This is a genomic window from Paenarthrobacter histidinolovorans (assembly GCF_014647595.1).
GTDB lineage: Bacteria > Actinomycetota > Actinomycetes > Actinomycetales > Micrococcaceae > Arthrobacter > Arthrobacter histidinolovorans.
The window spans coordinates 327,894-341,140 of sequence record NZ_BMPM01000002.1 but is presented as its reverse complement, the minus strand read 5'-3'; the positions used below and the strand labels follow the sequence as shown (position 1 = coordinate 341,140).

General features: G+C 64.1%; 9 protein-coding genes and 1 tRNA gene. 8 read left to right on the top strand and 2 right to left on the bottom strand.

The genetic code is table 11. The features are described 5' to 3' along the window. Positions 1-6 precede the first annotated feature (6 nt). Complete coding sequence (locus tag IEY62_RS06075) at positions 7-1,839, top strand: ABC-F family ATP-binding cassette domain-containing protein (RefSeq protein WP_189014992.1); 1,833 nt, start codon at positions 7-9, stop codon at positions 1,837-1,839. A 188-nt stretch (positions 1,840-2,027) separates the two neighbouring features. Here the strand turns inward: IEY62_RS06075 and IEY62_RS06070 are convergent, their stop codons facing one another. Both IEY62_RS06070 and IEY62_RS06065 read right to left on the bottom strand, forming a co-directional pair. Further along, a complete protein-coding gene (locus IEY62_RS06070; protein ID WP_189014981.1) occupies positions 2,028-2,429 on the bottom strand; it encodes a VOC family protein in 402 nt (133 codons plus the stop codon). A 59-nt stretch (positions 2,430-2,488) separates the two neighbouring features. Then, the gene (locus IEY62_RS06065) at positions 2,489-3,088 is read right to left on the bottom strand and encodes a TetR/AcrR family transcriptional regulator (protein WP_189015698.1); all 600 of its coding nucleotides are present in this window, start codon (positions 3,086-3,088) and stop codon (positions 2,489-2,491) included. A 276-nt stretch (positions 3,089-3,364) separates the two neighbouring features. On the opposite strand from IEY62_RS06065, the gene IEY62_RS06060 reads away from it, so the two are divergent. The 7 genes from IEY62_RS06060 (at position 3,365) to IEY62_RS06030 (ending at position 13,216) form a co-directional block, all read left to right on the top strand. After that, positions 3,365-3,436: transfer RNA gene (locus IEY62_RS06060), tRNA-Gln, on the top strand. Positions 3,437-3,559: 123 nt separating this feature from the next. Further along, positions 3,560-5,059: a bifunctional UDP-N-acetylglucosamine diphosphorylase/glucosamine-1-phosphate N-acetyltransferase GlmU gene (gene glmU, locus IEY62_RS06055; RefSeq protein WP_189014979.1), complete on the top strand. Its 1,500-nt coding sequence runs from the start codon at positions 3,560-3,562 to the stop codon at positions 5,057-5,059. After that, positions 5,056-6,036: a ribose-phosphate diphosphokinase gene (locus IEY62_RS06050; protein ID WP_011774071.1), complete on the top strand. Its 981-nt coding sequence runs from the start codon at positions 5,056-5,058 to the stop codon at positions 6,034-6,036. The genes glmU and IEY62_RS06050 overlap by 4 nt, the downstream gene beginning before the upstream one ends. Positions 6,037-6,359: 323 nt before the next feature. Beyond that, on the top strand, positions 6,360-6,935 hold the full coding sequence (locus IEY62_RS06045) for a 50S ribosomal protein L25/general stress protein Ctc (RefSeq protein ID WP_189014977.1): 576 nt from the start codon (positions 6,360-6,362) through the stop codon (positions 6,933-6,935). Positions 6,936-7,057: 122 nt separating this feature from the next. After that, the gene (gene pth, locus IEY62_RS06040; RefSeq protein ID WP_189014975.1) at positions 7,058-7,642 is read left to right on the top strand and encodes an aminoacyl-tRNA hydrolase; all 585 of its coding nucleotides are present in this window, start codon (positions 7,058-7,060) and stop codon (positions 7,640-7,642) included. Between the two features lie 142 nt (positions 7,643-7,784). Next, positions 7,785-10,517, top strand: coding sequence for a helix-turn-helix transcriptional regulator (locus IEY62_RS06035; RefSeq protein ID WP_229785096.1), 2,733 nt, complete (start codon positions 7,785-7,787; stop codon positions 10,515-10,517). A 41-nt stretch (positions 10,518-10,558) separates the two neighbouring features. Beyond that, the gene (locus tag IEY62_RS06030) at positions 10,559-13,216 is read left to right on the top strand and encodes a helix-turn-helix transcriptional regulator (RefSeq protein WP_189014967.1); all 2,658 of its coding nucleotides are present in this window, start codon (positions 10,559-10,561) and stop codon (positions 13,214-13,216) included. Positions 13,217-13,247 lie beyond the last annotated feature (31 nt).

Genomic DNA, 13,247 nt, shown 5'->3' with positions numbered 1-13,247 from the left:
TACCCATTGGCCCACCTGCTTGGCGGCGAAAACCTCACCGTTTCGTTCGCGACCCGCACTGTCCTTGACGGCGTCACCCTCGGTTTGGAGGATGGCGACCGGATCGGCATGGTGGGCCGCAACGGCGACGGCAAATCCACGCTGATGCGGCTCCTGGCCCTGCGGTCCACCCCGGATTCGGGCCGCGTCACCAAACGCGGTGACGTCACTGTGGGCTACCTGGACCAGGGAGACGTGCTCGACGGCGACCTGACAGTCGGCGCTGCGATCGTCGGTGACCGCGCAGATCACGAATGGGCGGCCAACGCCAAGATCCGTGAAGTCATGGGCGGCCTGGTGGGGGACGTCGACTGGCACGCCAACGTCCACGCCCTCTCCGGCGGCCAAAAGCGCCGTGTGGCCCTGGCGAAACTCCTCATCGAAGACCACGACGTCATCATGCTGGACGAACCCACCAACCACCTCGACGTCGAAGGCGTCGCCTGGCTGGCCCGGCACTTGAAGACACGCTGGCGCGCCAACCAGGGCGCCTTCCTGGTGGTAACCCACGACCGCTGGTTCCTGGATGAAGTCTGCAACTACACCTGGGAAGTCCACGACGCCATGGTGGACATGTTCGACGGCGGTTACGCCGCCTACGTTCTGGCACGCGCCGAGCGTGACCGCATGGCCGCCGTCGTCGAAGGCAAACGCCAGCAGCTCGTCAAAAAGGAACTCGCCTGGCTGCGCCGGGGCGCGCCCGCCCGGACCGCCAAGCCGAAGTTCCGCATCGAAGCCGCCAACGACCTCATCGCCGACGTACCGGACCCCCGCGACTCCGTGGCGCTCAGCAAAATGGCCACAGCCCGCTTGGGCAAGGACGTACTGGACCTTGAAAACGTCACCCTGGACTTCGAGGGCGGCCAGAGCGGGCAAAAACTCTTTGACAACATCACCCTCCGGCTCGCACCGGGCGAACGGCTCGGCCTGGTAGGTGTCAACGGAGCCGGCAAATCCACCCTCCTGAAACTGCTCAACGGGGAGATCCAGCCCACATCGGGCAAGGTCAAGCGCGGCAAAACCGTGGTGACGGCTGTGCTGACCCAGGACGTCAAGGAACTCGACGACGTCTCGGATTTGCGCGTTATCGAAGTCATCGAACGCGAAAAGCGGTCCTTCAGTGTTGGCGGCAAGGAATTTACCGCCGGACAGTTGGTGGAGCAGCTGGGGTTCACCAAGGAAAAGCAGTGGACGCCAGTCAGCGACCTTTCCGGTGGTGAACGGCGACGGCTCCAACTCCTGCGCCTGCTGGTGGGGGAGCCCAACGTCCTTATGCTCGACGAACCCACCAACGACCTCGACACCGACACCCTCGCCGCCGTCGAAGACGTCCTTGATGGTTGGCCCGGCACCCTGGTGGTGGTCAGCCACGACCGCTACCTCCTGGAACGCGTCACCGACAACCAGATGGCGTTGCTGGGCGACGGCAAACTGCGGGGCCTGCCCGGTGGTGTGGACCAGTATCTCGAACTGCGTGAAGCTGCCCTGGCCTCGGGCGCAGTGACGGGCGGTTCCAGCGCGCCGACGGCGGCCACCGGTTCCGCCGGTGCAGGAACCGTTGCTTCCGGCGCCAGCGAAGCCGAGAAACGCGAAGCCCGCAAGGACCTCAACCGGATCGACCGGCAGCTCGGAAAGATCGCACAGCAGGAAGAAAAGCTGCACAGCCAGATGGCGGCGAAGTCCGAATCCGGCGACTTCGACGCCTTGGGTGAGCTCAACGCCAAGCTCCGTGAGTTGCTGGACGAAAAAGAGGGCCTGGAACTGGAATGGCTCGAGGCCGCTGAGGTCCTGGGCGAGTAGTTCGGCCGTCGTGTGTGCGTACGGCGGGGTTTCGCCGTCGCTTAGACACGGCGCATTAGGGAACCTGCGGTCGCTGGGCGACCTCCGGCTCCCGAAGCACCGCGATGCGCTCCTACGCGAATCCCCGCCGTCCGCTGATTGGCGGCCCTTGCTCACATCCCTAGGGCTTGCGACCGACGCTTGCCCATTTATGGAGTGTTCTCGTAGCCAATCAGCCAGTGCAGACCGTAACGGTCGATGACCTGACCATCCGAAGCGCCCCAAGGCTTCTGTGCCAGCGGGTCCACAATGCGGCCGCCGTCGGCAAGTCTGTCGAACCATTCGTGGAGGACCGGAGGTTCTGCGGTGCCGAGCAGCGAGAGCATGGCGCCTTCGATCCGCACGGGCTTTTGGTCCGCGGCCGCATCAGCTCCGAAGAGGGCAACGACGCCGGTAAGAACCCCGTGAGCGACGGCATCGGCGGGGCCGTCGGTGCGTGAAAAGTCCTCATAGGAGTGAAGAGTAAGTTCACCACCGAAGACGTCTGCGTAAAATCCCAAGGCTTCACGTGCCGTGCCGGGAAAGCTGAGATAAAGCTGGGGTGCTGTCATGGGCACATCCTACTCACGCCAGGGAGGGTGGGGTGAAGCTTGAGGGATGTGAGGAAAGGTCAGTCCGCGGAGCGCAGTCCGGGTTCCTTCTGAAGCCCCGTCAGCCCGTTCCAGGCCAGGTTCACCAGGTGGGCTGCAACGGCGCGTTTGTCGGGAGTGCGGCTGTCCAGCCACCACTGGCCCGTCATCGCCACCATGCCCACCAGCATCTGGGCATACATCGCTCCGTCGGCTGCGCTGAAGCCGCGGCGTGCGAACTCGTCGGAGAGCAGGTGCTCCACCCGGGCAGTGACGTGCGACAGGAGGGTGGAAAATGCTCCCTCGGGCTGTGAAGGAGGGGCGTCGCGCATCAGGATCCGGAAGCCGTCCGTGCGGTCCTCGATGTAGCCAAGGAGAGCCAACGCTGCCCGCTCAACCAACACGCGGGGCTTGGCCTCGGTGCTGAGGGCCTCGGTGATGGAGTCCAGGAGAATCCGGAACTCCGTCTCCACGACCTGGCGGTACAGCCCCTCCTTGGAGCCGAAGTGTTCATAGATCACGGGTTTGGAAACACCGGCAGAGGCGGCTATTTCCTCAATCGTGGTGCCATCCAGTCCCCGGCTGGCAAAGAGCGCCCGGCCGATGCCGATCAACTGGGACTTACGCTGTTGACCCGTCATCCTGACGCGTGTTGGCTGGCCATCCGACGCGGGTTCGGGCAGGGCAGAGGTGCCCACAGGCCGGGAAAGATCAGTGCGCTTGCTCACGTGACCATCATGCCCCAGATGGTCGCTGGCGGGGGCGAATGCACCGGGAGATGGTGCGTCGCGGATCGTTTGCCGGGTGGTCAAGTCGCGAAGCACGCAAAGGTCATGGCAAACTAGTTTCTTGTGTGTGGGACCCGGTAACCCGGGAGACCCTGCGGGCCGATGGTCCGAAGGACGAACCATGCACGGTCCGCTCTGGTGTAACGGCAGCACCCCGGCCTTTGGAGCCGTGGAGTATAGGTTCGAATCCTATGGGCGGAACGGTCGGAAAACGCGCTCCTTCTCTGTACCTGTAACGGCTCTAACGGTGCCTGGGTCCATTGTTGGATGGCAGCATTCCGAAGCCGGGTCACCCGGGACATACAGAGCAAGGAGAGCCAGTACGTGAGCCCCGAAACCAACGGTCCCGCAGCGGTGATCGTCTTGGCCGCAGGCGCCGGAACGCGCATGAAATCGCGCACTCCGAAGATCCTCCACGAAATCGGCGGCCGTTCCATGGTTGGCCACGCTCTCCTCGCAGCCCGTGCCATCAACCCCTTGAAGCTCGCGCTGGTTGTCCGGCACGAGCGCGACCGGGTGGCCGAGCATGTCTCCGCCCTGGATCCCGAAGCCCTGATCGTTGACCAGGATGAGGTCCCCGGCACAGGACGCGCAGTGGAAGTTGCGCTGAACGCGCTTGACGCCGAGGCCGAACTCACCGGCACAGTGGTGGTTACTTACGGCGATGTGCCCCTCCTGACCGGCGAACTGCTGGCCGAACTGGTGAGCACGCATGAGACCGAAGCCAATGCCGTGACCGTCCTCACCGCGGTGCTGGATGACGCCACAGGCTACGGCCGTATCCTCCGTGCCGGGGACGGCACCGTGACCGGCATCCGCGAACACAAGGACGCCAGCGAGGCCGAGCGCAGTATCCGCGAGGTCAACTCCGGCATCTACGCTTTCGACGCCGGCGTGCTGCGGACCGCGCTGGCGAAGGTGACCACAGAGAACGCCCAGGGCGAGATGTACCTCACCGATGTCCTCGGGCTGGCGCGCGACGCCGGCGGGCGGGTTGCCGCCGTCGTAACCGAAGACCGTTGGCAGGTTGAAGGTGCCAACGACCGCATCCAGCTTTCGGCGCTCGGCGCCGAGCACAACCGCCGCATCATCGAAGCCTGGATGCGCGCCGGAGTGACCGTGGTGGACCCTGCCACTACCTGGATCGATTCCACCGTCACCCTTGACGAGGACGTCCGCTTGCTGCCCAACACGCAACTGCACGGTTCCACCACCGTGGCGCGCGATGCCGTCGTGGGTCCCGACACGACACTCACCGACGTGAACGTGGGGGAGGGTGCCAAGGTGACCCGCACGCACGGCTCCGGTTCCACGATCGGTGCCAAGGCAAGCGTGGGACCGTTCACGTACCTCCGCCCAGGAACTGTACTGGGCGAGACCGGCAAGATCGGCGCGTTCTACGAGACCAAGAACGTGACCATCGGGCGCGGTTCCAAGCTTTCGCACCTGGGCTACGCCGGTGACGCCGAAATCGGCGAGGACACCAACATCGGCTGCGGCAACATCACCGCGAACTACGACGGCGAGAAGAAGCACCGCACGGTGATCGGCTCGGGCGTGCGGACCGGTTCCAACACAGTCTTCGTTGCTCCTGTCACCGTTGGTGATGGCGCCTACAGCGGTGCCGGGGCAGTCATCCGCAAGGACGTTCCAGCAGGCGCCCTGGCCGTCAGCCTTGCCGCCCAGCGCAACGCTGAAGGATGGGTCATCGCGAACCGTCCCGGCAGCGGTTCCGCCAAGCTGGCCGAGGCTGCGCAAGAGCCGAAGTCCTCCTCCATTCCCTCACAATCCCCGGCAACCACAGAAGAAGGCAATCAGGCATGAGCGAAATTACCGCACACGGTGAGAAGAAACTGATTCTCGCCGCCGGAAGGGCGCATCCGGAGCTGGCGCAGGAAATCGCGAAGGAGCTGGAGACCGAGCTCCTGCCCATCGACGCCTACGACTTCGCCAACGGTGAAATCTATGTCCGTTCGGCCGAGAGCGTGCGGGGCACCGACGCCTTCGTGATCCAGGCCCACCCGGCACCGCTGAACAACTGGCTCATGGAGCAGTTGATCATGATCGATTCCCTCAAGCGCGCCTCCGCCAAGAGGATCACTGTTGTTTCACCGTTCTACCCGTACTCCCGCCAGGACAAGAAGGGCCGTGGCCGCGAGCCGATCTCGGCCCGCCTGGTTGCCGATCTGTACAAGACGGCCGGTGCGGACCGCATCATGTCCGTGGACCTGCACACCTCGCAGATCCAGGGCTTCTTCGATGGCCCCGTTGACCACCTGATGGCCATCCCGCTGCTGGCTGATTACATCCGCACCAAGGTAGAAGCCGACAACATCACGGTGGTTTCTCCTGATACGGGACGCGTCCGCGTTGCTGAGCAGTGGGCCGAACGACTGGGCGGCGCCCCGCTCGCGTTCGTGCACAAGAGCCGCGACCTCACGGTACCCAACCAGGCTGTTTCCAAGACCGTCGTGGGCCAGGTTGAAGGCCGCACCTGTGTCCTGATCGACGACATGATCGATACCGGTGGAACCATCTCCGGCGCCGTCCAGGTCCTGAAGAACGCCGGTGCCAAGGACGTCATTATCGCCTGCACGCACGCCGTTTTCTCCGACCCCGCGGCGCAGCGCCTGGCGGACTCCGGTGCACGCGAAGTGGTGGTCACCAACACGCTGCCCATCCCGGCTGAGAAGCGTTTCCCGTCACTCACGGTCCTGTCGATCGCACCCTTGATCGCGCGCGCCATCCGTGAAGTGTTCGACGACGGTTCGGTCACCAGCCTGTTCGACGGCAAGGCCTGACGGCACGGACTACTGACGTGAAACGGGCCATCCGCTGCCTCCGGGCATGTGGGTGGCCCGTTTTTCATGCCCGTTTTCAGAAAGCGGGCGATCCGCTGCTAAACTCGTGGGGATACCTTGGCGAGGGAGAGCACATCCGGTCCGCAGTTCGTGGACAAGGATTGCGGGTCTCCGTTATCGACTGGGTCTGCATCTCCTTCAACACAGGCAGAACGGCTGCTCCGCGGCCGGCTCCAGCCGGGCGTAGAAGGTCTCCAGACCTCCGCCCTTGCTGATAGACCAGCCCGGATCCTCCCGGGCGCCACAGTAATCAAGGAGTACACATGTCTGAGCAGAAGCTCACCGCAGAACTGCGCACCGAATTCGGCAAGGGTTTCGCCCGCCGTGCACGCATGGCCGGCCAGATCCCGGCTGTCATCTACGGCCACGGCGCAGAGCCGATCCACATCAACCTGCCGGGCCGCGCCACCACCCTGGCCGTCCGCGTTTCCAACGCCCTCCTCGCCATCGACGTCGACGGCGAGCAGCACCTGACGCTCGTCAAGGACATCCAGCGCGATCCCGTAAAGCAGATCATCGAGCACGTTGACCTCCAGACCGTGAAGGCCGGCGAGAAGGTTACCGTCGACATCGCCATCCACGTTTCCGGTGAAGTTGCTCCGGGTGCTGTTGCCAGCCTCGAAGCCACCACGGTTTCCCTCGAAGCCGAGGCAACCCACGTGCCCACCGCCGTCGAGGTCAACATCGAAGGCCGCAAGGCCGGCGAGAACGTCCACGCTTCGGACCTCGAACTGCCGAAGGGTTCCACCCTCCTCACCGAAGGCGACACCCTGGTGGTCCGCGTCGCTGAAGAGGCAAGCACCGAAGAAGAAGAGACCACGGAAGCAGCTGCCGAGTAGTCTTTTGACCGCTTGAGGCTTACGCCGTTCAGTGGCCGGGTCCCTTTGGGTCCCGGCCACTTTCCTTTGCTCCCGCCCCCTTATCTCCGCTCCTCCCAACTACGTTCCCTAGGATGAGACCCATGACTGACACCTGGCTGATTGTCGGCCTCGGCAACCCCGGCAGCGAGTACAGCAACAACCGGCACAATGTCGGCCAGATGGTGCTGGACGAACTGGCTTCCCGTATGGGTGGGAAGTTCAAGGTCCACAAGGCCCGCGCCCAGGTAGTGGAAGGCCGCCTAGGCATTGGCGGTCCCCGCGTGGTGCTGGCCAAGCCGATGACGTACATGAACGTCTCCGGGGGCCCGGTGGCGGGGTTGTGCAAGTTCTTCGACATCACCCCGGACCATGTGATTGCGGTCCATGATGAGATCGACATCCCTTTTAACACAGTCAAGTTAAAAATTGGCGGTGGCGAGGGCGGCCACAATGGTCTGCGGGACATTTCGAAAGCACTGGCAACCAAGGACTATCTGCGTGTCCGCGTGGGCGTTGGCCGGCCCCCTGGACGCATGGATACTGCTGACTACGTGCTGCGGGATTTCGCCACCGCGGAGAAAAAAGAGCTTCCTTTCCTCCTCGACGAGGCAGCTGATGCTGTGGAGCTGCTCATCAGCGAAGGCCTGTTGGCTGCCCAGCAGAAGCACCACCCGGCCAAAGCTTGAGCAAATCTTGAGTAAAGCCTGATCAAAGACTGACGGTCCGGAGGACCCTAAGGCCTACAAACTGGCGGCGCCCGAAGGTAGTGTGCAAGGTACGCAGATGAGCGGTGGGGGACTATCGCGAATGTGTTAGCTAAGGATGCGGATGTCGTCGGAGTTGCTAAACAGGAGCGGTGGAGGCGCAGCGAGGGCTGCGGCTCCCGATCTTGTGGGCGGACCCAGCGACCGCCAGACCTGGTCGCTGCTGGCCCGCAGCCATGATCTGTCCAAGGCCATCAAGTACCTCGAATCGCCCCAAACTTTCGGCGTGGTGCTCACGGGCGAACGGGGGATCGGCAAATCGGGCCTGGCCCGGGCAGTTGTGTCATCACTCGGCCCCAAGGTCCACAGCCTGCAGCTCCGTAACACCGTAGCCAACGGCCAGACCCCCTATGGATGCCTCGGTTTCCTGCTTGCCCGTTTGCCCTCGGAAGCCGTGGCATCCCCGACGGGCATCCTGCACGCGGTCACCAACCTGATCAGGACTGAAGCCGCCGGACGCGAAACGGTCTTCATCCTTGATAACGCCGGCGGCATGGATCCGATGAGCACCGGCGTGTTATTGAACCTCATGGCCACGGGCACGGCCAAAGTGGTGGCCACTGTGCAACGCGCCAGCGACCTCCCGGCGGATTTCCACCGTATGGTCCAGGATGGTGAACTTGGCGAGGTCCACCTGAACACGCTCAGCGAGGAACAGGCGAAGCAAGTGCTCGGTTCGGTTCTTGGCCACTACGTCTCAACAACCCTGGCGGGCTCGTTGCATGCGGCCGTGGGCGGCAACCCGATGCTGCTGCACGCACTCCTTGAGGACCAACGCCACAGGGGCAACCTGGTCCTCAACGACTCCGTGTGGACTCTCCGGGACCGGATCACACTGGAGGGTGCCACGGTGGTGGAGGACTTTGTCCGCTCCAGGCTGGCGCGCGAACCGCAGGCCAGCAGGACGGTGGTTGAAGTCCTGGCCTGCGCACAGCGCGCCACATTGTTGGATCTTGCGGCAATTTTCGGGACACAGGTCCTGGTGGAGATGGAAGAATCCGGGCTGCTCACTGTCCAGCGGAATGGTGAACACTGGGTATCCCTGAGGGATCCCTACGTAGGCGAGGTAGTGCGCAGCTGGCTGAGCACGCGCCGCATGAAGGAACTCAGGACGATGCTGTACGGGCCCAAAGAACCGGAGCTCAGTGGACTGGCTCCCCAGGACCTGTTGAGCTATACGGCGTGGATGCATGCCTGCGAGGACGAGCCGCAGCCATCACCGGCGCTGGCCCTTGCCGCAGGACACGCCGCGTTGAACGATTACGACCCCAACTTCGCCATCCAATGCATCGCTTCCCTGGACCCCAAGGACGACGAATGGGTTCGTGGCCAGCGGCTCAAAGCCGCTGCCTACCTGATGCTGGACCTGCCGCTGCACGCGGCCCAGGCGTTGGATGAGATCTCCGAGTCCCATCTCGCGGGGCTGGACCCGTTGGAGTTCGCCGAGGTCACAGCAGCACAATGCCAGGCCATGACGTGGATTGACGGCCGGTCCGGAATGGTGCCGAGTGTCATCACCGACGCCTTCGAAACGCTCGAGGCGAAGTCCGCCGATTATCCGCCGGCAGAACTGGCCAGGGCCCGAAATCGTCTGCAGCTGTGCAGCTACGAGTACAAGACGTACATGGGCGAGTACGCGTCCATGGTCGACGACCTGGAACGGGAACTGGCCAAGGACCCCGGTGAGGACCGTGAGCATTGGCTCAGATCTTCCTTTTTTCTCATTGAAGCCCGGTGCATCCTGGGAAGGGAGCTGGAGGCCCAGGAGCTCGCCCGGAGCGTTTCACGGCATTTGGGGGACACGGACAAGCCCGCCCAACTGGAAGAAGCGTTTGCCAAGCACGCCTTCCTGGTTCTTCTGCTGTCCGGCCAGTGGCGCAAGTGCATCGAGCTGATGCGGCGCACACCGTCAAGGCCCTCCCGCCTCCAGTACCGCGGCGCACTCACCGAGCTGGGCGTTGGTTTGGCGTACGCCTATGCCGGCAAGCCCGCCAGCGCGATCGAACCGTTGCGCTCCGCTGTTGCCCAGTTGGAGCTCCGGCCGGCCATGAACATGAACAAGGTGGGGTACGCTGCCACCGCATTCGCTTATGCCCAACTGGGCAATTCTGCCGAGGCGGGCCGCTACCTGGATCTGTACAGGACCTGCCGGGGTGCCGGGACGTACTTCTCCGAGTCCGTGGCGGAGTTTTGTGCCGAGATGGCAGGCCGGTGGATGGGCGACTCCGACGTCAAGGAACGGCTCCTTGCCAGGGTCCGCGACGACATCGATGAACAGCGGTATACGACGGCGGGCATCTGCCTTTTCGGGGCTACCGTGGAAGGCTCCGATGAGGAGTACCGGCTGCTCGAGGACATTGCCGGCCGCCGCCAAGGGCCGCTCGCAAAAATCTCGGGGGACCTTGCCCGTGGCTCGCTGAGCAAGAGCTCACGGTCCCTGTTGGCAGCCGCCGACGCCGCTGCCTCCCTGGATTTGCTGGTAGTCGAAGCGCGCTGCGTGGCCATGGCTTTGGACTTCGCCCGCGATGCCGGCGAGACCACAACAGCACGGACGGCCCAGTTGAGGCTTGAACGGCTGGAGCATTCCGTCTCCACGCTGCCCATCCAGCCAAGAAGCGACGCGCCGGTATTGACCGAGCGGGAACGCCAAATTGCTAAACTCGCCGGAAAGGGTGTCAGCAACCGCGAAATCGCGATGGATATTGGGGTGTCTGTGCGAACAGTAGAAGGCCATCTGTACCAGGTATTCACCAAGCTCGGTGTGTCGTCTCGAGGCGAGCTTAATGGGCTCCTGTGAGGTAGGACGGGCAGAATCCATAACTCCGGCACGGGCTGCCCATGCAGGCTGAGCACCTTGTTGGCCGGGACGCCGAACTGGAACTGGCCCTGGAAATATTGCGTCAGGAAGGTGCCGGGGCCGTCCTGGTCGTGGCAGATCCCGGCATCGGCAAAACCGCCCTTTCTGATGGGATAGCCGCCCGCCTTGCCTCCGAAATGGTGGTGATGCGCGTCCACGGCAGCCCTGCACTGTCCGCCGTTCCCTATGGTGTCCTGGCACCCTATTTACTGGATCTGCCCGTGGAGCAGGCCACATCGCCAGTGGCCATCCTCCGTGAATTCTGGTCGCAGTTCGAGAAACGGCGCGGCGGCGAAGGCGCGCGCCTTCTGCTCATCGTTGACGACGCCCACGACCTCGATGAAGGCAGCACGCAGATCCTGGCTGAACTGGTCACGGCCGGCTGGGCCCGGCTGGTCGCAACCAGCAGGCCCAGGCCGGGCCTGCCCGCAGCGCTGCTCCAACTCTGGTACGACGGTTTGGCCGAGCGGCTGGAGCTGCATCCCCTGGACAAAGAAACTGCCGCACAGCTTGTGGAGAAGACCCTGGGCGGAACGGTCATGGCAAGCGCCGTGGATGTGCTGCATTCGTTGTCCGAGGGCAACCCGCTGCTGCTGCGCTGCCTCCTGGATGACACCAGGGCGGACGGAAACCTGGTGCGGAGAAACGGCGTCTGGCTCCTGACGCGGGAACCCTCGGGCAGCGGCGAAAACCTGGCCGAGGTTGTCCGGAACAGGGTCCTGCGAACCAGCGAGGCCGAACGGGAGGCGATGTTTGTCATTGCCTTGTCCGAGCCCGTCCCTGCCGCTTTGCTGGATGCGGAGGTCGGCAGGGACACTGTTCGGGCGTTGATGGACAACAGGCTCGTGATCCCCACGAATGGCCCGGGAAGCCCCCTCAAGATGTGGCATCCGATGTACAGCGAGGCCCTGCGCCGGATTGTTTCGCCTGCCCGGAGTCTCCAGATCCGCCAGCGGATGGTGCAGCACCTTGCCGTGGAACCTGCCACGGCTGAGGCGCTGCTCCGTATGGTGGACTGGGCGCTGGACTGCGGTGCCGACGTCGCCGACGAGCAGCTGCTGCAAGCAGCTTTCCTTGCCGCCAAACAGCTGCGGAACCCTTTGGCGGTTGCTGCAGCAAGCAAGGTCCGCTCAGAAGCGCTGCGGCCGCGGGCCCGCGCGGTGATGGCCATGGTCAACTACAACGACGGCGACTACAGCAATGCCGTGCGGCTGCTGGAAGAGGGAAACGGGTTCCTTGATGCTGATCCGTTGGGACCTACGGGCGCAGGCCTGTTGTGGGCGGCAGCACGTTCGGCCCGGGGTGATTCGGCGTCGAGCATCGCAGGCGACGCCCGGAATGCCGCTAAGTCCCTGACGGACGGGTCGGCGGCGTCAGACCCCAGGGCAGCGCAGGTCAACCGGCATGCCTCGGCCCTGGAACTGGCCGCACTGGCCCGTGAAGGCCGTTACGGTGAACTTCGCGAGGGGCTGGACCTGTTTGCCGAAGGACTCCCGACCAACGAGCCGGACAGTGCGATGAACCGGATTTTCGTCCTGGCAATGCAATGCGAGCGTCTCACCGTGGAGGGCCAGCCCGAGCAAGCCCTTGAAGCCGGACGTGGGGCCATGGTCCTTCTGGATGAGCACGGCGACAACCTGCTGTATTTCAGGGACTTCGTGGTGGTCCGCTACGTGTTGGCGGCCTTGGAATCGGGGGACTGGAGTGCAGCCGATGCTGCCCTGGACCGGTATGCGGCAATCTCACCCATGGGGCTCATCACTTTTGGCGGCGATATCCAGGCGCTCAGAGGACTCGCCCTGCTGAGGCAGGGACGTACGGAGCAGGCCACGGCTCTGCTGGCCCCCGCGGTCGAGGCCCTCCGGATGAAGGACCCGCAACAGCTCAGGAACCTGGGGCACGCCCTTGCGTTCTATGCGGCCGGCAAATCCGGAAACACTGAGCTGGCACAACGGCTGGCAAGCGAACAAGTCCCTGGCAGGGGCAGCAACTACGTTGAGGCGCTTGCGGGGCTGTTCACGCTGGCCGGCCATGAGCTTCTCAGCAAAGGTTCCGGCCTTCCACAACTGCGGGACCTGCCCGGGGCCGGCCGCCTGTACGCTTTGCCTGGCCTGCACCTGCAGAACCTCATCCTGAGGGCTGAACTCGGGGATGTCGCAGCCGTGGAGTCCATCGAGGAAACCGCCTCACGGATGACGGGTGCTTGGGCCGCAGGATGGCAATCGCTCGCCGGAGCCCAAATGAAGGGTGGCGGCCAGGGTTTCGTGAACGCAGGAAACCTCCTGTCCGCCGCTGGCATGCCGGGGCCCGCAGCGGCAGCGTTCGACAGGGCGGCAGCAACCTTCGACGCCGAAGGCAAGCGTCCCGAGGCGCGGCAGGCCGCCGTCATGCGGGACGTCAACCAAGCCAGCCTGGGCGACTCCATGGTCCATGACCCAAACACCGAGACCGATCACGCCGTTCCCCTGACCCGGCGCGAACAGGACATCGTGGCGCTGGCCGTATCAGGTCTCACGGATCGCCAGATCGCCGAAAAACTCATGGTCTCGGTTCGCACTGTGGAAGGTCACCTGTACCGTAGCTACGCGAAGCTGGGCATCCGTCGTCGTGAAGATCTTGGCGCTGCCGTCCGCCACTGACGCTCCGGGGTGATCCGTTCAGGTTCCCGTT

Bases quoted from the DNA above. Each gene is read 5' to 3' on its own strand.
- IEY62_RS06070 (WP_189014981.1), bottom strand. From the start codon at position 2,429: ATGACAGCACCCCAGCTTTATCTCAGCTTTCCCGGCACGGCACGTGAA.
- IEY62_RS06030 (WP_189014967.1), top strand. From the start codon at position 10,559: ATGCAGGCTGAGCACCTTGTTGGCCGGGACGCCGAACTGGAACTGGCC.
- IEY62_RS06035 (WP_229785096.1), top strand. From the start codon at position 7,785: ATGTCGTCGGAGTTGCTAAACAGGAGCGGTGGAGGCGCAGCGAGGGCT.
- pth (WP_189014975.1), top strand. From the start codon at position 7,058: ATGACTGACACCTGGCTGATTGTCGGCCTCGGCAACCCCGGCAGCGAG.
- IEY62_RS06065 (WP_189015698.1), bottom strand. From the start codon at position 3,088: ATGACGGGTCAACAGCGTAAGTCCCAGTTGATCGGCATCGGCCGGGCG.
- IEY62_RS06050 (WP_011774071.1), top strand. From the start codon at position 5,056: ATGAGCGAAATTACCGCACACGGTGAGAAGAAACTGATTCTCGCCGCC.
- IEY62_RS06045 (WP_189014977.1), top strand. From the start codon at position 6,360: ATGTCTGAGCAGAAGCTCACCGCAGAACTGCGCACCGAATTCGGCAAG.